The 22,129-nt window shown below is 65.8% G+C and carries 20 protein-coding genes; 19 read left to right on the top strand and 1 reads right to left on the bottom strand.

Annotation, left to right across the window (positions count from 1 at the left end; genetic code table 11):
• Position 1: 1 nt before the first annotated feature.
• The 12 genes from lpxD (at position 2) to ispD (ending at position 14,966) form a co-directional block, all read left to right on the top strand.
• Positions 2-1,057, top strand: coding sequence for a UDP-3-O-(3-hydroxymyristoyl)glucosamine N-acyltransferase (gene lpxD / locus G7007_RS07510; RefSeq protein WP_375139482.1), 1,056 nt, complete (start codon positions 2-4; stop codon positions 1,055-1,057).
• Positions 1,058-1,171: 114 nt separating this feature from the next.
• The gene (fabZ, locus tag G7007_RS07505; RefSeq protein WP_060392851.1) at positions 1,172-1,612 is read left to right on the top strand and encodes a 3-hydroxyacyl-ACP dehydratase FabZ; all 441 of its coding nucleotides are present in this window, start codon (positions 1,172-1,174) and stop codon (positions 1,610-1,612) included.
• The gene (gene lpxA, locus G7007_RS07500; RefSeq protein WP_181100435.1) at positions 1,609-2,385 is read left to right on the top strand and encodes an acyl-ACP--UDP-N-acetylglucosamine O-acyltransferase; all 777 of its coding nucleotides are present in this window, start codon (positions 1,609-1,611) and stop codon (positions 2,383-2,385) included. Before fabZ ends, lpxA begins: the two co-directional genes overlap by 4 nt.
• 1 nt (position 2,386) lies before the next feature.
• Positions 2,387-3,514, top strand: coding sequence for a lipid-A-disaccharide synthase (lpxB, locus tag G7007_RS07495; protein ID WP_181100434.1), 1,128 nt, complete (start codon positions 2,387-2,389; stop codon positions 3,512-3,514).
• Positions 3,515-4,138, top strand: a complete 624-nt coding sequence (gene rnhB / locus G7007_RS07490; RefSeq protein WP_181100433.1) for a ribonuclease HII — start codon at positions 3,515-3,517, stop codon at positions 4,136-4,138.
• A gap of 118 nt (positions 4,139-4,256) precedes the next feature.
• Positions 4,257-7,781, top strand: coding sequence for a DNA polymerase III subunit alpha (gene dnaE, locus G7007_RS07485; protein WP_181100432.1), 3,525 nt, complete (start codon positions 4,257-4,259; stop codon positions 7,779-7,781).
• A gap of 105 nt (positions 7,782-7,886) precedes the next feature.
• The gene (locus tag G7007_RS07480; protein WP_181100431.1) at positions 7,887-8,834 is read left to right on the top strand and encodes an acetyl-CoA carboxylase carboxyltransferase subunit alpha; all 948 of its coding nucleotides are present in this window, start codon (positions 7,887-7,889) and stop codon (positions 8,832-8,834) included.
• 249 nt (positions 8,835-9,083) lie between these two features.
• Entirely contained in the window at positions 9,084-10,379 is a 1,296-nt protein-coding gene (gene tilS / locus G7007_RS07475; protein ID WP_181100430.1) for a tRNA lysidine(34) synthetase TilS, read from the top strand.
• 270 nt (positions 10,380-10,649) lie between these two features.
• Entirely contained in the window at positions 10,650-12,278 is a 1,629-nt protein-coding gene (locus tag G7007_RS07470) for a CTP synthase (protein WP_181100429.1), read from the top strand.
• A 254-nt stretch (positions 12,279-12,532) separates the two neighbouring features.
• Positions 12,533-13,822: a phosphopyruvate hydratase gene (gene eno / locus G7007_RS07465; RefSeq protein WP_181100428.1), complete on the top strand. Its 1,290-nt coding sequence runs from the start codon at positions 12,533-12,535 to the stop codon at positions 13,820-13,822.
• Between the two features lie 161 nt (positions 13,823-13,983).
• Positions 13,984-14,262 (top strand): cell division protein FtsB, encoded by a 279-nt coding sequence (gene ftsB, locus G7007_RS07460; protein WP_181100427.1) that lies wholly within the window; start codon positions 13,984-13,986, stop codon positions 14,260-14,262.
• Positions 14,259-14,966, top strand: a complete 708-nt coding sequence (gene ispD / locus G7007_RS07455; protein ID WP_181100426.1) for a 2-C-methyl-D-erythritol 4-phosphate cytidylyltransferase — start codon at positions 14,259-14,261, stop codon at positions 14,964-14,966. The genes ftsB and ispD overlap by 4 nt, the downstream gene beginning before the upstream one ends.
• Before the next feature lie 33 nt (positions 14,967-14,999).
• On the opposite strand, the gene G7007_RS07450 is transcribed toward ispD, so the two are convergent.
• Positions 15,000-15,896 carry a LysR substrate-binding domain-containing protein gene (locus G7007_RS07450; protein WP_181100424.1) on the bottom strand — a complete coding sequence of 299 codons (897 nt, stop codon included), beginning with the start codon at positions 15,894-15,896 and terminating at the stop codon, positions 15,000-15,002.
• 107 nt (positions 15,897-16,003) lie between these two features.
• On the opposite strand from G7007_RS07450, the gene G7007_RS07445 reads away from it, so the two are divergent.
• The 7 genes from G7007_RS07445 to G7007_RS07415 all read left to right on the top strand — a co-directional run bounded on the left by G7007_RS07445 (position 16,004) and on the right by G7007_RS07415 (position 22,035).
• The gene (locus G7007_RS07445; protein ID WP_181100423.1) at positions 16,004-17,116 is read left to right on the top strand and encodes an S-(hydroxymethyl)glutathione dehydrogenase/class III alcohol dehydrogenase; all 1,113 of its coding nucleotides are present in this window, start codon (positions 16,004-16,006) and stop codon (positions 17,114-17,116) included.
• A gap of 8 nt (positions 17,117-17,124) precedes the next feature.
• Entirely contained in the window at positions 17,125-17,979 is an 855-nt protein-coding gene (fghA, locus tag G7007_RS07440; RefSeq protein ID WP_144936883.1) for an S-formylglutathione hydrolase, read from the top strand.
• Between the two features lie 99 nt (positions 17,980-18,078).
• Complete coding sequence (gene ispF, locus G7007_RS07435; RefSeq protein ID WP_181100422.1) at positions 18,079-18,552, top strand: 2-C-methyl-D-erythritol 2,4-cyclodiphosphate synthase; 474 nt, start codon at positions 18,079-18,081, stop codon at positions 18,550-18,552.
• Positions 18,549-19,607: a tRNA pseudouridine(13) synthase TruD gene (gene truD, locus G7007_RS07430; protein ID WP_181100421.1), complete on the top strand. Its 1,059-nt coding sequence runs from the start codon at positions 18,549-18,551 to the stop codon at positions 19,605-19,607. Before ispF ends, truD begins: the two co-directional genes overlap by 4 nt.
• Complete coding sequence (surE, locus tag G7007_RS07425) at positions 19,595-20,344, top strand: 5'/3'-nucleotidase SurE (protein ID WP_181100420.1); 750 nt, start codon at positions 19,595-19,597, stop codon at positions 20,342-20,344. Before truD ends, surE begins: the two co-directional genes overlap by 13 nt.
• 35 nt (positions 20,345-20,379) lie before the next feature.
• A complete protein-coding gene (locus tag G7007_RS07420) occupies positions 20,380-21,018 on the top strand; it encodes a protein-L-isoaspartate(D-aspartate) O-methyltransferase (protein ID WP_181100469.1) in 639 nt (212 codons plus the stop codon).
• A 171-nt stretch (positions 21,019-21,189) separates the two neighbouring features.
• Positions 21,190-22,035, top strand: coding sequence for a peptidoglycan DD-metalloendopeptidase family protein (locus tag G7007_RS07415; RefSeq protein WP_181100419.1), 846 nt, complete (start codon positions 21,190-21,192; stop codon positions 22,033-22,035).
• Positions 22,036-22,129: the final 94 nt, after the last annotated feature.

The raw sequence follows: 22,129 nt of genomic DNA, 5'->3' as shown, positions 1-22,129 counted from the left end.
CATGAGCGCGACCATCACGCTCGGCCAACTGGCCGAGACCCTCGGCGCCACCTTGCAGGGCGCCGAGTCCGTATCGATCACCGGGCTGGCCACCTTGCAGGAGGCCGGCCCCGGTGAATTGAGCTTTCTCGCCAACCCGCAGTACCGCAAGTACCTGGACGGGTGCTCGGCGGCAGCGGTGTTGCTCAAGGCAGCCGATGCCGAGGGCTTCCAGGGCAATGCGCTGATCGTCCCGGATCCGTATCTGGCCTATGCACGCCTTTCGCACCTGTTCGATCCCAAGCCCAAGGCGGTCGCGGGGATCCACCCCAGCGCCGTGGTGGCCGATGACGCCCAGGTGGACGCCACGGCCAGCATCGGTCCGTTCGTGGTGATCGAGCAGGGCGCCCGGATCGGCCCGGCGGTGACCCTCGGCGCGCACTGCGTGATCGGCGCACGTTGCGTGATCGGCGAAGGCGGCTGGCTGGCGCCTCGGGTCACGCTGTACCACGATGTGACCATCGGCAAGCGGGTGGTGATCCAGTCCGGCGCCGTGCTCGGCGGCGAAGGCTTCGGCTTCGCCAACGAGAAGGGCGTGTGGCGCAAGATCGCCCAGATCGGTGGCGTCAGGCTCGGCGACGACGTGGAAGTGGGGGTCAACACCGCCATCGACCGCGGCGCGCTGTCCGACACCGTGATCGGTGACGGGGTCAAGCTCGACAACCAGATCCAGATCGCCCACAACGTCCAGGTGGGTGACCACACGGCCATGGCCGCCTGCGTCGGCATCTCGGGCAGCACCCGGATCGGCAAGCATTGCACCATCGCCGGTGGCGTGGGCATGGTCGGCCACATCGACGTGTGCGACAACGTGTTCGTCTCCGGGATGACCATGGTCACCCGATCGATCACCGAACCCGGGGCCTACTCGTCGGGTACTGCCATGCAGCCATTGGCCGACTGGCGCAAGAGCGCTGCGCGCATTCGTCAGCTCGACGACATGTCCAAGCGTCTGGCACAGCTGGAAAAACGCGTCGTCGCCGTGACCTCGGACGGACAGCCACCATCAGAAGGCTGATAACATTTTCCGAGCAAGCGTGAACCGTGGCTCGCTGGCTCCCCTCTGGCATTGCATGAGGAGCGTGTGGTCAGCACCGGCGCTCCTTATTATTACTACAGGCTTCCCCCCGAAATGATGGACATCAACGAGATTCGCGAATACTTGCCTCACCGTTACCCGTTCCTGTTGGTGGACCGTGTGACGGAGCTGGATTTCGAGGCCCAGAGCATTCGTGCCTACAAGAATGTCAGCATCAATGAGCCCTTCTTCAATGGCCACTTCCCGGCGCACCCGATCATGCCGGGCGTGCTGATCATCGAGGCGATGGCTCAGGCGGCCGGCATCCTGGGGTTCAAGATGCTCGATGCCAAGCCGGCCGACGGCACGCTCTATTATTTCGTGGGCTCCGACAACCTGCGCTTCCGCCAGCCCGTGCTGCCGGGCGATCAGCTGATCCTCGAAGCGAAGTTCCTCAGCCGCAAGCGGCAGATCTGGAAGTTCGAGTGCCAGGCCACGGTCGATGGCAAGCCGGTGTGCTCGGCCCAGATCATCTGCGCGGAACGCGCACTGTGAGTTTGATCGATCCACGGGCAATCATCGATCCCTCGGCCGTGCTGGCCGACGGTGTCGAGGTCGGGCCCTGGTCAATCGTCGGGCCGGGTGTCGAGATCGGCGAGGGCAGCGTCATTGGTCCCCACGTGGTGCTCAAGGGTCCCACCGTGATCGGCAAGCACAACCGTATCTACCAGTTCTCGTCCATCGGCGAGGATACCCCCGACCTGAAGTACAACGGCGAGCCGACACGCCTGGTGATCGGCGACCACAACGTGATCCGCGAAGGCGTCACCTTGCACCGCGGCACCGTGCAGGACCGGGGCGAAACCACCATCGGCGACCACAACCTGATCATGGCCTATGCCCACATCGGCCATGACAGCGTGATCGGCAACCACTGCATCCTGGTCAACAACACCGCGCTGGCCGGGCATGTCCACGTCGGCGACTGGGCGATCCTCTCCGGTTATACCCTGGTGCACCAGCACTGCCGCATCGGCGCCCACAGCTTCTCGGGCATGGGCACGGCCATCGGCAAGGACGTCCCTGCGTTCGTCACGGTGTTCGGCAGCCCCGCCGAGGCCCGCAGCATGAACTTCGAGGGCATGCGCCGGCGTGGGTTCGGCGACGACGTGATCCACGCCCTGCGCCGTGCCTACAAGATCGTCTACCGCCAGGGCCTGGGCGTCGAAGAAGCGCTCAACGAGCTGGACCCGCTGGCGACCCAGTTCGCCGAAGTCGAACTGTTCCGCCAGTCCATCCTGACCTCCGCCCGCGGCATCACGCGCTGACATGGCCCAGCTCTGCATTGCGTTGGTCGCCGGCGAAGCGAGCGGCGACATTCTCGGTTCCGGCCTGATGCGCGCGCTGAAGGCGCGCCACCCGAACGTGCGTTTCATCGGTGTCGGTGGCCCGCTGATGGAGGCCGAAGGCCTGGTCTCGAGCTTTCCCATGGAGCGCTTGGCAGTCATGGGCCTGGTCGAAGTGCTCGGTCGTCTGCGCGAGCTGCTCAAGCGGCGCAAGGCACTGGTCGCCGACTTCATCGCCCAGCGGCCGGACGTGTTCATCGGCATCGACGCACCGGACTTCAATCTCGACATCGAGCTCAAGCTGCGTCGTGCCGGTATCAAGACGGTGCACTACGTCAGCCCGTCGGTCTGGGCCTGGCGGCAGAAGCGGGTGCTGAAGATCCGCGAAGGCTGCGACCTCATGCTCACGTTGCTGCCGTTCGAGGCACGCTTCTACGAAGCGCAGGGCGTCCCGGTACGTTTCGTCGGTCATCCGCTGGCCGACACCATCGCCCTGAGCGCCGACCGCGAAGCCGCGCGCGCCGAGCTCGGCCTGGGCGAAGGGCCGGTGGTGGCCTTGATGCCAGGTAGCCGGGGCGGGGAAGTGGGTCGGCTCGGCGCATTGTTCCTGGACACCGCCCGGCTGCTGGTCGAGCGTGTGCCGAACCTGCGCTTCGTGCTGCCCTGCGCCAATGCCGCCCGCCGTGCCCAGCTCGAGCAGATGCTCGCCGGGCGCGAGTTGCCGGTGACGCTGCTGGACGGTCGTTCGCACCAGGCCCTGGCCGCCTGCGACGCGGTGCTGATCGCCTCGGGGACCGCCACGCTCGAGGCCTTGCTGTACAAGCGCCCCATGGTGGTGGCCTACCGCCTGTCGCCAGTGACGTTCTGGATCCTCAAGCGAATGGTCAAGAGCCCCTACGTGTCGCTGCCCAACCTGCTGGCCCAGCGCATGCTGGTGCCCGAGCTGCTGCAGGATGCCGCCACCGAGCAGGCACTGGCGCAGGCGCTGCTGCCCTTGCTTGCCGATGGCCGTGGGCAGACCGAACACTTCGAACAGATTCACCACAGCTTGCGCCGCGACGCCTCCAATCAGGCGGCCGACGCGGTCCTGGCCCTGGTCGAGGAGCGATAGATGCAACTGGGACTGGATTTCACCCTGGTCGAGGAACTGGTCGCCGGGGTCGATGAAGTCGGTCGTGGCCCGTTGTGCGGTGCCGTGGTCACCGCTGCGGTGATTCTCGACCCCGCGCGGCCGATCGCCGGGCTGAACGACTCGAAGAAGCTCACCGAGGCCAAGCGCGAGCGGCTGTTCGACGAGATCTGCGAAAAGGCCCTGAGCTTCTGCATCGCCCGCGCCGAGGTCGAGGAGATCGACCGCCTGAACATCCTGCAGGCCACGATGCTGGCGATGCAGCGCGCGGTCGAGGGGCTGCACCTGACCCCGCGCCTGGCATTGATCGATGGCAATCGCTGCCCGGTCCTGGCCGTGCCCTCGGCGCCGGTGATCCAGGGCGACGCCAAGGTCCCGGCGATCGCAGCGGCCTCCATCCTGGCCAAGGTCAGTCGCGACCGCGAAATGAGCGCCTTCGAGCTGATCTACCCGGGCTATGGCATCGGTGGCCACAAGGGCTACCCGACGCCGGTGCACCTCGAAGCCCTGGCCCGCCTGGGGCCGACGCCGATCCATCGGCGTTCGTTCGCACCGGTGCGCGCGGCCTGGGACGCGCACGGCGCGCTGGCCGGCGCCTTGCTCTGAACCCCGCAGGCACGCGGTCGTCGGGCCGCGTGGATCGCGCCCTCCATGCGCCGGGCCAAGGACATGGCCTTACGGTACAATCGCGCCTCTGTCGTTGCGCCCAGCCATAGGAACATCCATGTCGGTCTCCTTCGTTCACCTTCGCGTGCACTCTGAATACTCGCTGGTCGATGGCCTGGTGCGGATCAAGCCGCTGGCCAAGGTCCTCGCCGGGATGAACATGCCGGCGGTGGCCATCACCGACCAGAGCAACATGTGCTCGCTGGTCAAGTTCTACAAGAGCGCCATGGGCGCGGGGATCAAGCCGATCTGCGGCGCGGACCTGTGGCTGGCCGGTGCCGAGGCCGACGCGCCGCTGTCGCGTATCTGCTTCCTGGCGATGGACGCCCAGGGCTACCGCAACCTGACCGAGCTGATCTCCCGTGGCTGGATGGAAGGTCAGCGCAACGGCCTGGTGGTCATCCAGCGCGACTGGATTGCCGCGGCCTGCGAGGGCCTGATCGGGCTGTCCGCCGCGCGAGAAGGGGACATCGGCATGGCCTTGCTCAATGGCCATGGCGAAGAAGCCGAGCGCCTGCTGCGCGACTGGATGCACATGCTGCCGGGCCGTTTCTACGTCGAGGTGCAGCGCACCGGCCGCCCGGGTGACGAGGAGCACCTGCATGCCGCAGTGGCCCTGGCCGACCGGCTGGGTGCGCCGCTGGTGGCGACCAATGATGTGCGCTTCATCAAGCAGACCGATTTCGATGCCCATGAGACCCGCGTCTGCATCGGCGAAGGCTGGACCCTGGACGACCCGCGGCGGCCGCGCCTGTACAGCGACCAGCAGTACCTCAAGAGCCCGGAAGAGATGGCGGAGCTGTTCAGCGACCTGCCCGAGGCGCTGGCCAACACGGTGGAAATCGCCAAGCGCTGCAACATCCAGGTGCAGCTGGGCAAGCACTTCCTGCCCGACTTCCCGACGCCCAACGGCATGGGCATCGACGATTACCTGCGCCACGTCTCGCACGAGGGCCTGGAAGAGCGCCTGGCGGTCATCCTGCCCAAGGACAGCACGCCGGACTACGAGGCGCGCCGCCAGGTCTACCTGGACCGCCTGAAGTTCGAGCTGGACATCATCATCCAGATGGGCTTCCCCGGCTACTTCCTGATCGTCATGGACTTCATCAAGTGGGCCAAGAACAACGACGTGCCGGTGGGGCCGGGGCGAGGCTCGGGCGCCGGCTCCCTGGTGGCCTACGTGCTGAAGATCACCGACCTCGATCCGCTGGCCTACGACCTGCTGTTCGAGCGCTTCCTCAACCCCGAGCGGGTCTCGATGCCGGACTTCGACGTCGACTTCTGCATGGACGGCCGTGACCGGGTGATCGAGTACGTGGCCGACGCCTACGGGCGCAACGCCGTGAGCCAGATCATCACCTTCGGCACCATGGCGGCCAAGGCGGTGGTGCGCGACGTGGCGCGGGTGCAGGGCAAGTCCTATGGCCTGGCCGATCGCCTGTCGAAGATGATTCCCTTCGAGGTCGGCATGACCTTGGAGAAGGCATTCGAGCAGGAAGAGATGTTGCGCGACTTCCTCAAGAGCGACGAGGACGCGCGCGAGATCTGGGACATGGCGCTCAAGCTCGAAGGCGTCACCCGGGGCACCGGCAAGCACGCCGGTGGCGTGGTGATCGCACCGACCAAGCTGACCGACTTCTCGCCCATTGCCTGCGATGAAGAGGGCGGGGGGCTGGTGACCCAGTTCGACAAGGACGACGTCGAGGCCGCCGGGCTGGTGAAGTTCGACTTCCTGGGGCTGCGGACCCTGACCATCATCAAGTGGGCGATGGAGACCATCAACCGCGAGCAGGCCAAGCAGGGCCTGCCCGACGTGAACATCGACTTCATCCCGCTGGACGACAAGAAGACCTACGAGCTGCTGCAGAAGGCCGAGACCACGGCCGTGTTCCAGCTCGAATCGCGCGGCATGAAGGAGCTGATCAAGAAGCTCAAGCCCGACTGCCTGGAAGACCTCATCGCCCTGGTGGCGTTGTTCCGTCCGGGGCCGCTGCAGTCGGGCATGGTCGACGACTTCATCAACCGCAAGCACGGTCGCGCCGAGCTGGCCTACCCGCACCCCGATTACCAGTACGAAGGGCTGCAGCCGGTCCTGGCGCCCACCTACGGCATCATCCTGTACCAGGAACAGGTGATGCAGATCGCCCAGGTGATGGCCGGCTACACCCTCGGGGGTGCGGACATGCTGCGCCGCGCCATGGGCAAGAAGAAGCCCGAAGAGATGGCCAAGCAGCGTGGCGGCTTCATCGAAGGCTGCGCCAGCAACAACATCGACGCCAACCTGGCCGGCAACATCTTCGACCTGGTGGAGAAGTTCGCCGGCTACGGCTTCAACAAGTCGCACTCGGCCGCCTACGGCCTGGTGTCGTACCAAACCGCCTGGCTCAAGACCCACCATCCAGCGGCGTTCATGGCTGCGGTGCTCTCGGCGGACATGCACAACACCGACAAGGTGGTGGTGCTGATCGAGGAAGTGCGCTGCATGAAGCTGCGCCTCGATGCCCCCGACGTGAACACCTCCGATTTCAAGTTCACCGTCAACGACGATGGGCGCATCGTCTACGGCCTGGGCGCGATCAAGGGCGTGGGCGAAGGGCCGGTCGAGGCCATCGTCGAGGCGCGTGCCGAAGGCGGGCCGTTCAAGGACCTGTTCGACTTCTGCGCCCGGGTCGACCTCAAGCGCATCAACAAGCGTACCCTCGATGCGTTGATCCGCAGCGGCGCACTGGATCGCCTCGGGCCACACTTCCATGACGAGCTGAAGGCCTACCACGCCAACATCGACCGCAACCGGGCGATCCTGCTGTCGGCCCTGGAAGAGGCGATCAAGTCCGCCGAGCAGACCGCGCGTACCGCCGACAGTGGTCATGCCGACCTGTTCGGCGGGCTGTTCGTCGAGGCCGATGCCGACGTCTACGCCAACCACCGCAAGGTCCGCGAGCTGACCCTCAAGGAGCGCCTGCGCGGCGAGAAGGACACTCTGGGCCTGTACCTGACCGGCCACCCGATCGATGAATATGAAGGCGAGATCCGCCGCTTCGCGCGGCAGCGCATCGTCGACCTCAAGCCGTCCCGCGAAACCCAGACCGTCGCCGGGATGATCATCGCCCTGCGGGTGATGAAGAACAAGAAGGGCGACAAGATGGGCTTCGTCACCCTGGACGACCGCTCCGGGCGCATCGAGGCGTCATTGTTCGCCGATGCCTTCATGGCCGCTCAGGCCCTGTTGCAGAACGATGCGATGGTGGTGGTCGAAGGCGAGGTCAGCAACGACGATTTCTCCGGGGGGCTGCGCCTGCGCGTCAAGCAGGTGATGACCATGGAGGATGCCCGCACCCGCCTGGCCGAGAGCCTGCGCCTGAAAGTCGCCCACGAGGCGCTCAAGGGCGACCGGCTGCACTGGCTGGGCGAGCTGATCAACCGTCATCGTGGCGCCTGCCCGATCACCCTGGAATACACCGGCAGCGATGCCAAGGCCATGGTGCAGTTCGGCGACAGCTGGACCATCGACCCGGGGGACGGGCTGATCCAGACGCTGCGTGACCAGTTCGGACGTGAGAACGTCTTTTTGCAATACCGTTGAACGAACGCTTTTTTAATCTCGACCTGAATGTGCCCTTCCTTTAAGGTAGGGCGCCAAACGGATCAACCGGCCGGCCGCCTGGCCGTAGACCCAAGACGGATGACTATGAACCCGAATTTCCTGGATTTCGAACAGCCGATTGCCGACCTGCAAGCCAAGATCGAAGAGCTGCGCCTGGTCGGCAACGACAACTCGCTGAACATCGGCGATGAAATCGCCCGTCTGCAAGACAAGAGCAGCACCCTGACCGAAAGCATCTTCGGCAACCTGACCAGCTGGCAGATCGCGCGTCTGGCGCGTCACCCACGTCGTCCCTACACCCTCGACTACATCCAGCACATCTTCGACGAGTTCGAAGAGCTGCACGGTGACCGCCACTTCTCCGACGACGCCGCCATCGTCGGCGGCACCGCCCGCCTGGACGGCAAGCCGGTCATGATCATCGGCCACCAGAAGGGCCGTGAAGTGCGCGAGAAGGTGCGCCGCAACTTCGGCATGCCGCGTCCGGAAGGCTACCGCAAGGCCTGCCGCCTGATGGAGATGGCCGAGCGCTTCAAGATGCCGATCCTGACCTTCATCGACACCCCGGGCGCCTATCCGGGGATCGACGCCGAAGAGCGCAACCAGAGCGAGGCGATCGCCTGGAACCTGCGCGTCATGGCGCGACTCAAGACCCCGATCATCGCCACCGTGATCGGTGAAGGCGGTTCGGGCGGCGCGCTGGCCATCGGCGTGTGCGACCAGCTGAACATGCTCCAGTACTCCACCTACTCGGTGATCTCGCCCGAAGGCTGCGCCTCGATCCTCTGGAAGACCGCCGACAAGGCTCCGGATGCCGCCGAAGCCATGGGCATCACCGCCGAGCGTCTGAAGAGCCTGAACATCGTCGACAAGGTCATCAGCGAGCCACTGGGCGGCGCTCACCGCGACCCGGCCGCCATGTCGGCCAACATTCGTGCCGAGCTCAACGAGCAGCTCGACATGCTGAGCACGTTCGACCGGGACGCCCTGCTGGCCCGTCGTTACGATCGGCTGATGAGCTACGGCGTCTGAACCTGGCCATCGCCGGCATGCCGGCGAGCAGGGCGGTAGGTGGGCTGGCGTCATCGTTAATCGGTTTCCAAGGTCGCCCACCGCTGACCACACCGCAATAAGCCCGACTGTCACGGACCTTGTGGGAGCGGGCTTGCCCGCGATAGCGCCTGGTCCGTCACCGCCTGCATCACGGGCAAGCCCGCTCCCACAAAAGGCAGTGTCGGCCCATCGGGAACACGACCGGTCGACGGTCGAGGATTTTCTTCGATGCTCGATCTTTCCAAGGTACTCACCCCCTGGCTCACGGCCCCCACCTGGTACGTGGCCTTCTCCGGCGGTCTCGATTCCACCGTCCTGCTCCATCTGCTGACCTTGCAGCGCACCCAGCGGCCCACGCCGGTGATCCGCGCCTTGCACATCCACCATGGCGTGCAACCTGCCGCCGATGCCTGGCCTGCCCATTGCCAGCGCGTGTGCGAAAGCCTGGGCGTGCCGCTGGACGTCGTGCGCGTGCAGGTCGCCCCCGGCGCCAGCCTCGAGCAGGCAGCGCGCGACGCACGTTATCGGGCATTTGCCGCGGTGCTGGGGCCAGGCGATGCCTTGTTCACCGGCCAGCATCGGGACGATCAGGCCGAAACCCTGTTGTTCCGTCTGCTGCGCGGGGCCGGCGTGCGGGGTCTGGCAGGCATGCCCCGGCAGCGCGCCCTGGGGGCTGGCACGCTGGTGCGTCCGCTGCTCGGCCATGGCCGGGCCGAATTGCTCGCCCATGCCAGTGAAGCGGGGCTGTCCTGGATCGAGGATCCGTCCAACGACGACACCGCGTTCGATCGCAACTTTCTGCGCGCCCAGGTGCTGCCTTTGATGACGCAGCGCTGGCCACGGGCGAGCCTGAGCCTGGCCCGCAGTGCGGATCACCTGAGCGAAGCGCTCGCGCTGCTGAACGAGGTCGCCTGCGACGATGTGCAGCAGGCCCGTGAAGGCCAGCCGGCAGAGTGGCCAGGGCTCGACTCGCTGGACCTGGGTGTACTGGCTGCGCTGTCCGACGCCCGCCAACGCAATGCCCTGCGCCATTGGCTGGCGGTGCGCACGCGCCTGCCCGACAGCCGCCACTGGGCCGGCTGGCAGACGCTGCGCGATGCCGCCGAGGATGCCACGCCGGTCTGGCGGCTGGCCGACGGGCAGGTGCAGCGTGCCTTCGGCCGTCTCTGGTGGTTGTCGGGCCTGTGGCAGGAGGCCCCGCAGGGTGCAGTGGCCTGGCCGCGACCCGCAGACCCGCTGGGGTTGCCGGGCAATGGCAGCGTCAGGCTGGAAGGGCCTGTGCCTCCAGGTCGCCTGCGCATCGCCTACCGCCAGGGTGGGGAGCGACTGATTGTCGCCGGTCGGGGGCAGCGCGACCTCAAACGGCTGCTCAACGAGGCGCGCGTGCCGCCGTTCGTCCGTTGTCGCCTGCCGTTGCTCTATGACGAACAGCGCCTGCTGGCGGTGGCGAACCTGCCAGCGCTCAGCCAGGGCGGGTGGCGCCTGCACTGGCAACCGCCGACCTGCGCGCAGCGTTTGAGCTGAAAGGTACATTCCGGTAGACTACCCTCCCTTCTTGATACAACTTCTGTGGCTTCTTCGAAAACACAGGGGTTGCCGATTACCAAGCAGTTCTTTGCTGGGCGATTCCAGAAATGACGAGCGAGCTCCATGCCGGGTATCCACCCCTGGTCTGTACAGACGCGGCAGTATTTCAAGGTGCACTGTGATCGACGCAGGTGATCGGGGGCTTCGGCCTTCCTTCGCTTTCTCCGGCGGCGCTGGCCGCCTTAACGCAGACTTCTAGGGTTTTTCATGACGCGCTACATATTCGTCACGGGCGGTGTTGTTTCTTCATTGGGGAAAGGCATTGCCTCGGCTTCCCTGGCGGCCATCCTGGAGGCGCGGGGGCTCAAGGTCACCATGCTCAAGCTGGACCCGTACATCAACGTCGACCCGGGCACCATGAGCCCGTTCCAGCACGGCGAAGTGTTCGTGACCCACGACGGCGCCGAGACCGACCTGGACCTGGGCCACTACGAGCGGTTCATCCGCACCACCATGACCCAGAACAACAACTTCACCACCGGCCGTGTCTACGAACACGTCCTGCGCAAGGAGCGCCGGGGTGATTACCTGGGCGCGACCATCCAGGTCATCCCGCACATCACCGACGAGATCAAGCGCCGCATCATCAAGGGTGCCGGCGACGCCGACGTGGCCCTGGTCGAGATCGGCGGCACCGTGGGCGACATCGAGTCGCAGCCGTTCCTCGAGGCCATCCGCCAGCTGCGCGTCGAAGTCGGTTCCAAGCGCGCGATGCTCATGCACCTGACGCTGGTGCCGTACATCGCCACCGCCGGCGAGACCAAGACCAAGCCGACCCAGCACTCGGTCAAGGAGCTGCGCTCCATCGGCCTGCAGCCGGACGTGCTGATCTGCCGCTCCGATCACCCGGTCGACGCCTCGTCGCGCCGCAAGATCGCCTCGTTCACCAACGTCGAAGAGCGTGCGGTGATCTCCCTGGAAGACGTCGACACCATCTACAAGATCCCAGGCGTGCTGCATGCCCAGGGCCTGGATGATTTCGTCGTCGAGCGCTTCGGCCTGCAGTGCAACGGCGCCGACCTGTCCGAGTGGGACCAGGTGGTCGATGCCAAGCTCAACCCCGAGCACGAAGTGACCATCGCCATGGTCGGCAAGTACATGGAGCTGCTGGACGCGTACAAGTCGCTGATCGAAGCGATGAGCCACGCCGGTATCCAGAACCGCACCAAGGTCAACCTGCGCTACATCGACTCCGAGGACATCGAGAACCAGGGCACCAGCCTGCTCGAGGGCGCCGATGCCATCCTGGTCCCCGGCGGCTTCGGTCTGCGGGGCGTCGAGGGCAAGATCACGGCCGTCCAATATGCTCGCGAGAACAAGGTGCCTTACCTGGGGATCTGCCTGGGCATGCAGGTGGCGGTCATCGAGTTCGCCCGTAACGTGATGGGCTGGAAGGACGCCAACTCCACGGAGTTCGACCGCGACAGCGGCCATCCGGTCGTCGGCCTGATCACCGAATGGTCCGACGCCACCGGCGCGGTGGAAACCCGCACCGAGGCTTCCGACCTGGGCGGTACCATGCGCCTGGGTGCCCAGGAGTGCCAGATCGCCGGCAACTCCAAGGTCCACGACTGCTATGGCAAGGACGTGATCGTCGAGCGCCACCGCCACCGCTACGAGGTCAACAACAACCTGCTGCCGCAGCTGATCGACGCCGGCCTGCTGGTCTCGGGTCGCTCCGGTGACGGCGCGCTGGTCGAAGTGGTCGAGTCCAAGGACCACCCCTGGTTCGTGGCCTGCCAGTTCCACCCGGAGTTCACCTCCACGCCACGCGACGGCCACCCGCTGTTCAGCGGCTTCGTCAAGGCGGCGCTGGCGCAGAAGAGCAAGGCCTGAGGTCTTGACCGACCCAGGGACGTCGCCGTGTAGCGGTGCCCCTGGCGTCAGGCCGCCGTGCGCAGGCGCGGCGGCACATTTTCCGACGGTATTCGCCACGCAGGACGCATTTCTCCGGTAGAGTACCGCCCGTTCCGCTTTCGGCCGCCAGGCCGCAAGATGCCCTTGCCAGGCCTGCCCGTTGCCGATCGCCTGAGCAGTGGCCGATTTCCTCAGCTGCGTTGTTATTAGTCAATTTTGGAGTGCTTACAACAATGGCAAAAATCGTCGACATCAAAGGTCGTGAAGTTCTCGATTCGCGTGGCAACCCCACCGTGGAAGCCGATGTACTGCTCGACAACGGCATCGTTGGCAGCGCTTGCGCGCCGTCCGGTGCCTCCACCGGCTCGCGTGAAGCGCTGGAGCTGCGTGATGGCGACAAGAGCCGTTACCTGGGCAAGGGCGTGCTGAAGGCCGTGGCCAACATCAATGGCCCGATCCGTGACCTGCTGCTGGGCAAGGACCCGGCCGATCAGAAGGCGCTGGACCGCGCCATGATCGAGCTGGACGGCACCGAGAACAAGGCGACCCTGGGCGCCAACGCGATCCTCGCCGTCTCGCTGGCCGCCGCCAAGGCCGCCGCGCAGGACCAGGACCTGCCGCTGTACGCCCACATCGCCAACCTCAACGGCACGCCGGGCCAGTACTCCATGCCGGTGCCGATGATGAACATCATCAACGGCGGCGAGCACGCCGACAACAACGTCGACATCCAGGAATTCATGGTCCAGCCGGTCGGCGCCAAGACCTTCTCCGATGCCCTGCGCATGGGCACCGAGATCTTCCATCACCTCAAGGCCGTGCTCAAGGCCCGTGGCCTGAGCACCGCGGTCGGTGACGAAGGCGGCTTCGCGCCGGACCTGGCGTCCAACGAAGACGCGCTCGGCGCCATCGCCGAAGCCGTCAAGAATGCCGGCTACACCCTGGGCACCGACGTGACCCTGGCCCTGGACTGCGCGGCCTCCGAGTTCTACGAAGGCGGCACGTACAACCTCTCCGGTGAAGGCAAGTCCTTCGACGCCGAAGGGTTCGCCGACTACCTCAAGGGCCTGACCGAGCGTTTCCCGATCATCTCGATCGAAGACGGCCTGGACGAGTCCGACTGGGCAGGCTGGAAGATCCTCACCGACAAGATCGGCGAGAAGGTCCAGCTGGTGGGTGACGACCTGTTCGTGACCAACACCAAGATCCTCAAGGAAGGCATCGACAAGGGCATCGGTAACTCGATCCTGATCAAGTTCAACCAGATCGGTTCGCTGACCGAGACCCTCGAAGCCATCCAGATGGCCAAGGCGGCCGGCTTCACCGCGGTCATCTCGCACCGCTCGGGCGAAACCGAAGACTCGACCATCGCCGACCTGGCCGTCGGTACCGCTGCAGGCCAGATCAAGACCGGCTCGCTGTGCCGCTCCGACCGCGTGTCCAAGTACAACCAGCTGCTGCGTATCGAAGAGCAGTTGGGTGCCAAGGCCGCCTACCACGGTCGTGCCGAGTTTCGCGGCTGAGCGATAGATGGTAAAAGGACAGCTGCCCAGGTGCGCTGAGGCGTCGCGCTGACGCGTCGAACCCTTCAGGTGGCGTTCTGTCGAAGAAGCCTGGCCTCGGCCGGGCTTCTTGCTGTCCGACGCGCCGAAGCGCTGGCCTTTTCACTCCCGGATGACCCCTGATGCGCAGTCCCTATTGGTTGTTCCTGATCCTGTTTCTGCTGCTTGGAGGCTTGCAATATCGCCTGTGGGTGGGCAATGGCAGCCTTGCGCAAGTCAAGGAACTCACGCAGCAGATCGCTGACCAGCATGCCGAGAACGAGCGGCTGCTCGAGCGCAACCGTGTCCTGTACGCCGAGGTCCTGGAACTCAAGAAGGGCATGGAGACCGTCGAGGAGCGCGCGCGTCACGAGCTGGGCATGGTCAAGGAAGGGGAAACCCTGTACCAGTTGCCGAAATGAGCCTGTCCTTGCCTCGCTTCTGGGCGGTCGTGCCCGCCGCCGGTGTCGGTGCCCGCATGGCCGCCGATCGTCCCAAGCAATACCTGGCGGTGGCCGGGCGTACGGTGCTCGAACACACCCTGGCCTGCTTCCTCGACCATCCGGCGCTGTTGGGCGTCGTGGTCAGCCTGGCGGACCACGACCCCTACTGGCCACAGCTCGCGTGCGCGACCGACGGGCGCATCCGCCGCGCGGCAGGCGGACGCGAGCGCGCCGATTCGGTGCTCAACGCCTTGCAGGTCTTGCAGGAGCAGGGCGCTGCCGATGAAGACTGGGTGCTGGTCCACGATGCCGCGCGGCCGAACTTGGCACGCAGCGACCTGGACCGGCTGTTGTCGATGCTGGCCGACGACCCGGTGGGCGGCCTGCTCGCCGTGCCGGCCCGGGACACCCTCAAGCGGGCAGGCGCGGACGGGCGCGTCAGCGCGACCCTCGATCGCAGCACGGTCTGGCAGGCCTTCACGCCGCAGATGTTCCGCTTGGGGATGCTGCACCGCGCCTTGGCCGACTGCCTGGTCGCCCAGGTCGCCGTGACCGACGAAGCCTCGGCCATCGAGTGGTCGGGCCAGGCGCCGAGGCTGATCGAGGGGCGCGGCGACAACCTCAAGGTGACACGTCCCGAAGACCTGGACTGGTTGCGCCAGCACTGGTCCACGCCGTCCTGAACACGGGCCGCCTGGCCACGCCAAGGCGTCGGCTCAGTCGCCGCGGTACTCGGGCAGCTGCGCCAGGCCTTCCTTGAGATAGTCCACCAGACGCCTGACCTTCGGCGACAGGTGCCGCTGCTGCGGGTACAGCGCCCACACGGCGGTATTGGGGGGTTGGTGCGCTTCCAGCAGGGACACCAGTGCCCCGCTTTGCAGATGCTCGAGCACGTAATAGTCGGGCAGCTGGCACAGGCCCATGCCCTCAAGTGCCGCATCCAGTACGGCCTGGCCGCTGTTGCAGCGCCAGTTGCCCTGCACCCGCTGACTCAGCTCACGGCCATTCTGCTGCAGGATCCACAGGTCCGAACTGCCGATCAGGCAATTGTGCCGTGCCAGCTCCGACAAGCTGTGCGGACGACCGTAGCGGGCCAGGTAGGAAGGCGAGGCGCACACGTACATGCGCCGGGGCGCCAGGCGTGTCGCCACCAGCCGTGAATCCTGCAGGCGGCCCAGGCGGATGGCCAGGTCCAGCCCTTCGTGCAACAGATCCAGGGGGCGGTTGGTCAGCTCCACGTCCACGCGCAGCTGTGGGTAGAGCGCCATGAAGCGTGTGATCAGGGGCACGATGAACCGCTCGCCGTAGGCCACCGCACAGGTGGTGCGCAGCAGGCCCTTCGGTTCGCTGGCCAGGTCGCCCATGGCGCGCAGGGCTTCTTCGCGGCCGTCCTGCAAGCGTTGGCAGTGCTGCAGGAAGGTCTGCCCGGCTTCGCTCAACGTGACCCGGCGGGTGCTGCGGTAGAGCAGGCGCGTCTGCAGACGTTCCTCCAGACGTGCCACCTGACGGCTGATGTGCGAGGACGATACGCCCAGTCGCTCCGCGGCAGCCGTGAACTGGCCCGACTCGGCCACGGCGACGAATTCGTCGATGCCTTCCCAGCGGCTGTGCATGGATTGTCCCTGTACGGCAATAATGTTTTGTAGACGATCCGATTATTCATCAAAACCCGATCAATTACACTCGACGACTGATTCGAGCCATTGTCTGGAGAGCATTGATGATCAAGTCCCGTGCCGCCGTCGCCTTCGAAGCGAAGAAACCCCTCGAGATCGTCGAAGTCGACGTGGCCATGCCCAAGGCCGGCGAAGTCCTGTTGCGCGTCGTGGCGTCCGGTGTCTGCCACACCGATGCCTACACCTTGTCGGGGACCGACCCGGAAGGCATCTTCCCATCGATTCTCGGCCATGAGGGTGGGGCGATCGTCGAGGCCGTGGGCGAGGGCGTGACCTCCGTGGCGGTCGGCGACCACGTCATCCCGCTGTACACGCCCGAATGCGGCCAGTGCAAGTTCTGCAAGTCCGGCAAGACCAACCTGTGCCAGGCCATCCGCGCCACCCAGGGCAAGGGCCTGATGCCGGACGGCACCACGCGCTTCTCCTACAAGGGCCAGCAGTTGTTCCACTACATGGGCACCTCGACCTTCTCCGAGTACACCGTCCTGCCGGAAATCTCGGTGGCCAAGATCCAGAAGGAAGCGCCGCTGGAGAAGGTGTGCCTGCTCGGTTGTGGCGTGACCACCGGCATCGGCGCCGTGCTCAACACCGCCAAGGTCAAGCCGGGCGATACGGTGGCCGTGTTCGGCCTGGGCGGTATCGGTCTGTCGGCGATCATCGGTGCGGTCAAGGCCAAGGCCTCGCGCATCATCGCCATCGACATCAATCCGGCCAAGTTCGAGATCGCCAAGCAGCTCGGTGCCACCGACTGCATCAATCCGAAGGACTACGACCGTCCGATCCAGGAGGTCATCGTCGACCTGACCGACGGCGGCGTCGACTTCTCCTTCGAGTGCATCGGCAACGTGCAGCTGATGCGCGCCGCCCTGGAATGCTGCCACAAGGGCTGGGGCGAGTCGGTGATCATCGGCGTCGCCGGTGCCGGACAGGAAATCGCCACCCGTCCGTTCCAGCTGGTCACCGGTCGTGTCTGGCGCGGTTCGGCGTTCGGCGGCGTGCGTGGGCGCAGCGAGCTGCCCAGCTATGTCGAGATGTCGGAGAAGGGCGAAATCCCGCTGGACACCTTCATCACCCACACCATGGGCCTGGAAGACATCAACAAGGCCTTCGACCTGATGCATGAAGGCAAAAGCATCCGCAGCGTCATTCACTTCTGAGGTCTGCCATGAGTCTGGAGAACATCTCTTGCCAGAAGAGCTTCGGTGGCTGGCACAAACGTTACCGCCATACCTCGCAGACGCTGGGCTGCGAGATGGTCTTCGCCGTCTACCTGCCGCCTCAGGCCGAGCAGGGCGAGAAGCTGCCGGTGCTGTACTGGCTCAGCGGGTTGACCTGCACCGACGAGAACTTCATGCAGAAAGCCGGGGCCCTGGGCCTGGCGGCCGAGCTGGGGATGATCATCGTCGCGCCCGATACCAGCCCGCGGGGCGATCAAGTGCCGGGCGACCCGGACGGCGCCTGGGATTTCGGCAAGGGGGCAGGCTTCTACCTCAACGCCACCCAGCAGCCGTGGGCGCAGCATTACCGCATGCACGACTACGTGGTGAACGAGCTGCCCGCGTTGATCGAGGCACACTTCCCGGCGTCCGACCAGCGCAGCATCAGCGGTCATTCCATGGGTGGGCACGGCGCGCTGGTCTGCGCCCTGCGCAATCCGGGGCGTTACCGCTCGGTCTCGGCATTCTCGCCCATCAGCAACCCGATGGATTGCCCCTGGGGCGAGAAGGCCTTCTCGCGCTACCTGGGCGACGACCGTGCGCGCTGGCGTGAGTGGGATGCCAGTGTGCTGCTGGCCGAGACCCCGGCCGGCCAGTGCCCGCCGCTGTTGGTGGACCAGGGCGACCGCGACGACTTCCTCGACAATCAGCTCAAGCCCCAGGCGTTGGAGCAGGCCGCACGCAAAGGAGGGCACGCCCTGACCCTGCGCCTGCAGCCGGGTTACGACCACAGCTACTACTTCATCGCCAGCTTCATCGACGAGCACCTGCGCCACCATGCCGTGGCGCTGGGGCGGGTCTGAGCCTGCGTCCTTGAGCGCACCGCGCACCTGAACGGCAGCGCGCCCAAGCGCCGCCAAAGCAGGTAGAATCACGCCCTGAATCCATCAGGGCGTTTTTCTATGCGTATTGGCCATGGCTACGATGTGCACCGCTTCACCGACGGTGCGTTCATTACCCTGGGCGGGTTGCAGATCGCCCACACCCGCGGCCTGCTGGCCCACTCCGATGGCGACGTGCTGCTGCATGCCTTGAGCGATGCCTTGCTCGGCGCGGCGGCGCTGGGCGACATCGGCAAGCATTTCCCCGATACCGATCCACAGTTCAAGGGCGCCGACAGCCGCGTGCTGCTGCGGCACGTGGTGGGCCTCGTGCGGGCCAAGGGCTGGCAGGTCGGCAACGTCGACGCCACCATCGTCGCCCAGGCGCCGAAGATGGCGCCGCACATCGAGCGCATGCGCGCCCTGATCGCCGCCGACCTCGACGTGCAGGTCGATCAGGTCAACGTCAAGGCGACCACCACCGAGAAGCTCGGTTTCACGGGCCGTGAGGAAGGGATCGCCGTGCATGCGGTCGCCTTGTTGCTGCCCGCATGAACGAGGCGCAACTGCTGGGCCCCCGGGCCTATGGCGACGCGCTCGGCACGGCGGTGCTCAAGGCGGTGGCCGACGACTTCCAGGTCGACGAAGTGCTCGACATCCCGTTGAGCGGCCAGGGCGAACACCTGTGGCTGTGGGTCGAAAAGCGTGACCTGAACACCGAGGAGGCGGCCCGTCGCCTGGCCCGTGCGGCGGGCGTTCCGTTGCGGGCCATCAGCTATGCCGGGCTCAAGGACCGACAGGCACTGACCCGCCAGTGGTTCAGCCTGCACCTGCCGGGCAAGGCCGACCCGGACCTGACCCGCGCCGAGGACGAGACCCTGCGCATCCTCGAGCAGACGCGTCATTCACGCAAGCTGCAGCGTGGTGCCCACTCGGCCAATGGTTTCACCCTGCGCCTGACCGCGCTCGCCGCCGACCACGCGGCCCTGGACGCACGGCTGACGCAGATCGCCCGGCACGGCGTGCCCAACTACTTCGGCGCACAGCGCTTCGGGCATGCCGGCGGCAACGTGCAGGATGCCCAGGGCTGGGCCGAGCGCGGTGCCCTGCCGGAGCAGCGCAACACCCGTTCGCGTCTGCTTTCCAGCGCGCGCAGCTTCCTGTTCAACCAGGTGCTGGCCGAGCGCGTGCAGGCCGGCGACTGGCAGCGCGCGATCGTGGGCGACCTGCTGGCGTTCACCGACAGCCGCAGCTTCTTTCCCGCCGATGCGCACACCTGTGAAGACCCGCGCCTGGCGCAGCTCGACCTGCACCCGACCGGGCCATTGTGGGGCGAAGGCGAACCGGCCACCGAAGGTGCGCCTGGCGCACGGGAGCGGGCCGTCGCTGCGCGCCATGCGGCCCTCTGCCAGTGGCTGGCGAGCGCCGGCCTGAAGCAGGAGCGGCGCATTCTGCGGCTCCCTATTGGCGCATTGGCATGGCATTATCCCGAGCCTGATATCCTGCAACTGGAATTCGTCCTGCCGGCTGGATGCTTCGCCACCGTTCTGGTGCGTGAACTCGTCGATCTGTTGCCGGCAGGGCCTATGGAAAGCCCATGCGTATTCTGATTTCCAACGATGACGGTGTCACTGCACCGGGCATCGCCGCGCTGCATGCGGCACTGGCCGATCACGCCGAGTGCGTGGTCATCGCCCCGGACCAGGACAAGAGCGGTGCCGGCAGCTCGTTGACGCTGGATCGCCCGCTGCACCCCACGGTGCTGGGCAATGGTTTCATCAGCCTCAACGGCACGCCGACCGACTGTGTGCACCTGGGGCTCAACGGGCTGCTGCCGCAGACGCCGGACATGGTCGTCTCGGGCATCAACCTGGGCGCCAACCTGGGCGACGACGTGCTGTATTCAGGGACCGTGGCCGCGGCCCTGGAAGGGCGTTTTCTCGGCGGGACATCGTGGGCCTTTTCCCTGGTGTCGCGCCAGCCGGACAACCTGCCGACCGCGGCGCACATCGCCCGACGACTGATCGAGGCGCAGGCGCGCCTGCAGTTGCCACCGCGTATCGTGCTCAACGTCAACATCCCGAACCTGCCGCTCGAGCGTATCCGCGGCCTTCAGCTCACCCGCCTGGGGCATCGCGCCCGTGCCGCGGCGCCCACCAAGGTGGTCAACCCGCGTGGCAAGGAAGGCTACTGGATCGCCGTCGCAGGGGATGCCGAGGATGGTGGGCCGGGGACGGACTTCCATGCCGTGATGCAAGGCTATGTCTCGATCACCCCGTTGCGCCTGGATCGGACCTTCAACGAGGCGTTCGAGTGCCTGGATGGCTGGCTGGAGGGCGTGCTGTGAGGCGCCGGGAGAACGATCAGCACCATGGCATCGGCATGACCTCGCAGCGCACCCGTGAGCGCCTGATCCAGCGGCTGTGCGAGGAGGGCGTGTCCAACCCGCAGGTGCTCGACGCGATCCGTCAGACGCCGCGGCACCTGTTCGTCGACGAGGCCCTGGCGCACCGCGCCTACGAAGACACGGCCTTGCCCATCGGCCACAACCAGACCATCTCCCAGCCGTACATGGTCGCGCACATGAGCGAGTTGCTGCTCGAAGCCGGCCCGCTGGACAAGGTGCTCGAGATCGGCACCGGCTCGGGCTACCAGACGGCCATCCTGGCGCAACTGGTCGAGCGGGTGTTCTCGGTCGAGCGTATCCAGAGCCTGCAGGACCGCGCCAAGGAGCGCCTGCAGCAACTGACCCTGCGCAACGTGGTGTTCCGCTGGGGTGACGGCTGCGAGGGGTGGCCAGCGCTGGCGCCTTACAACGGCATCATCGTCACGGCGGTGGCGCCCCAGGTGCCCCAGGCACTGCTCGACCAGCTGGCACCTGGTGGACGGCTGGTGATCCCGGTCGGCATGGCCGGAGAGCCACAACACCTGATGCTCATCGTGCGCGAGGACCATGGATTTTCCCGCCGGGTGCTCGGTACGGTACGCTTCGTACCGTTGCTCAACGGGCCACTGGCCTGAAGCACGACGGATTTTTTGCACGGTCGACGAATTCCGCGGTCATTGCCCTGTCTACCAGGCGGTGCCGCCACGCTGCCGGACGGCTTGTCCAGCACCGGGCATCGCGGCCATTCGACTCGGCCATGGAAGACAACTTTGCGATCAAGATCGTCAGACGAGAGGAAGCGGCGGGTGGGGCATACAATCATTGAGCAGCGCAAGGCGTGGGCCGGCAACCTGCTGTTGCCGATCGTACTGGCGCTGGGGGCTCTGCTGACCGGTTGCTCCAGTTCGGGTTCCAGCAACGCGAGCGTGGTCGACCGCAATGCCAGCGCGCCCAAGCGTCAGGCCGTGACCTCGGGTCACTATAAGGTCAGGCCTGGCGACACCCTGTATTCCATCGCCTTCCGTTATGGCTGGGACTACAAGGAGCTGGCGGCACGCAATGGCATCGGTGCGCCTTACACCATCCATCCTGGCCAGACCATCCGCTTCAGCAGCGGCTCTTCCGGCAGCACGACGGTCGTCTCGAGTCCGTCGTCCTCGAGCAAGACCACCGTGACGCGACGCGTGGTCGGGACGACGCCTGTGGTCGCGCAGACCACCACCACGGCCTCGACCGGCAGCAGCACCACCGTGACCAAAGTCCCCGCATCCGAGGTATCGGCCGGGGGCTGGATGTGGCCTGCCAACGGAGTCGTCATCGGCAAATTCGCTTCAAACGGCAGTTTGAATAAAGGCATTGATATCGCAGGTGATTTGGGACAGCCTGTTTTTGCTGCGTCCAAGGGGTCAGTGGTGTACGCCGGTAGTGGATTGAGGGGCTACGGCGAGCTGATCATCATCAAGCACAGCGATACCTACGTGAGTGCCTACGGTCACAACCGCAGGCTGTTGGTTCGGGAGGGGCAAACCGTCAAGGCTGGGCAGACGATCGCTGAAATGGGGTCCACGGGCACTGATCGAGTGAAGCTGCACTTTGAAATTCGTCGTCAAGGCAAACCCGTCGATCCGCTCCAGTTTCTGCCACGCCGTTGATGCATGCATCCAGCCTGTTCTTGCGTAAAGGGACAGGCTCAAGCGCTGCCAGGGAAAAAGGTAACGCTCGAGTCTGAGTTCGAACTCAGCAAAG

The organism is Pseudomonas entomophila (assembly GCF_013523125.1).
Taxonomy (GTDB): Bacteria; Pseudomonadota; Gammaproteobacteria; order Pseudomonadales; family Pseudomonadaceae; genus Aquipseudomonas; species Aquipseudomonas entomophila_B.
Note: the sequence above shows the minus strand (reverse complement) of the source record. Positions and strands in the feature narration are given on the sequence as shown.

What these genes read in the sequence shown, in the direction of transcription:
- eno (WP_181100428.1), top strand. Translation starts at nt 12,533, where the DNA reads ATGGCAAAAATCGTCGACATCAAAGGTCGTGAAGTTCTCGATTCGCGT.
- G7007_RS07445 (WP_181100423.1), top strand. Translation starts at nt 16,004, where the DNA reads ATGATCAAGTCCCGTGCCGCCGTCGCCTTCGAAGCGAAGAAACCCCTC.
- lpxD (WP_375139482.1), top strand. Translation starts at nt 2, where the DNA reads ATGAGCGCGACCATCACGCTCGGCCAACTGGCCGAGACCCTCGGCGCC.
- rnhB (WP_181100433.1), top strand. Translation starts at nt 3,515, where the DNA reads ATGCAACTGGGACTGGATTTCACCCTGGTCGAGGAACTGGTCGCCGGG.
- fabZ (WP_060392851.1), top strand. Translation starts at nt 1,172, where the DNA reads ATGATGGACATCAACGAGATTCGCGAATACTTGCCTCACCGTTACCCG.
- surE (WP_181100420.1), top strand. Translation starts at nt 19,595, where the DNA reads ATGCGTATTCTGATTTCCAACGATGACGGTGTCACTGCACCGGGCATC.
- tilS (WP_181100430.1), top strand. Translation starts at nt 9,084, where the DNA reads ATGCTCGATCTTTCCAAGGTACTCACCCCCTGGCTCACGGCCCCCACC.
- fghA (WP_144936883.1), top strand. Translation starts at nt 17,125, where the DNA reads ATGAGTCTGGAGAACATCTCTTGCCAGAAGAGCTTCGGTGGCTGGCAC.
- ispD (WP_181100426.1), top strand. Translation starts at nt 14,259, where the DNA reads ATGAGCCTGTCCTTGCCTCGCTTCTGGGCGGTCGTGCCCGCCGCCGGT.
- G7007_RS07450 (WP_181100424.1), bottom strand. Translation starts at nt 15,896, where the DNA reads ATGCACAGCCGCTGGGAAGGCATCGACGAATTCGTCGCCGTGGCCGAG.
- ispF (WP_181100422.1), top strand. Translation starts at nt 18,079, where the DNA reads ATGCGTATTGGCCATGGCTACGATGTGCACCGCTTCACCGACGGTGCG.
- ftsB (WP_181100427.1), top strand. Translation starts at nt 13,984, where the DNA reads ATGCGCAGTCCCTATTGGTTGTTCCTGATCCTGTTTCTGCTGCTTGGA.
- G7007_RS07480 (WP_181100431.1), top strand. Translation starts at nt 7,887, where the DNA reads ATGAACCCGAATTTCCTGGATTTCGAACAGCCGATTGCCGACCTGCAA.
- G7007_RS07470 (WP_181100429.1), top strand. Translation starts at nt 10,650, where the DNA reads ATGACGCGCTACATATTCGTCACGGGCGGTGTTGTTTCTTCATTGGGG.
- lpxB (WP_181100434.1), top strand. Translation starts at nt 2,387, where the DNA reads ATGGCCCAGCTCTGCATTGCGTTGGTCGCCGGCGAAGCGAGCGGCGAC.
- G7007_RS07420 (WP_181100469.1), top strand. Translation starts at nt 20,380, where the DNA reads ATGACCTCGCAGCGCACCCGTGAGCGCCTGATCCAGCGGCTGTGCGAG.
- dnaE (WP_181100432.1), top strand. Translation starts at nt 4,257, where the DNA reads ATGTCGGTCTCCTTCGTTCACCTTCGCGTGCACTCTGAATACTCGCTG.
- truD (WP_181100421.1), top strand. Translation starts at nt 18,549, where the DNA reads ATGAACGAGGCGCAACTGCTGGGCCCCCGGGCCTATGGCGACGCGCTC.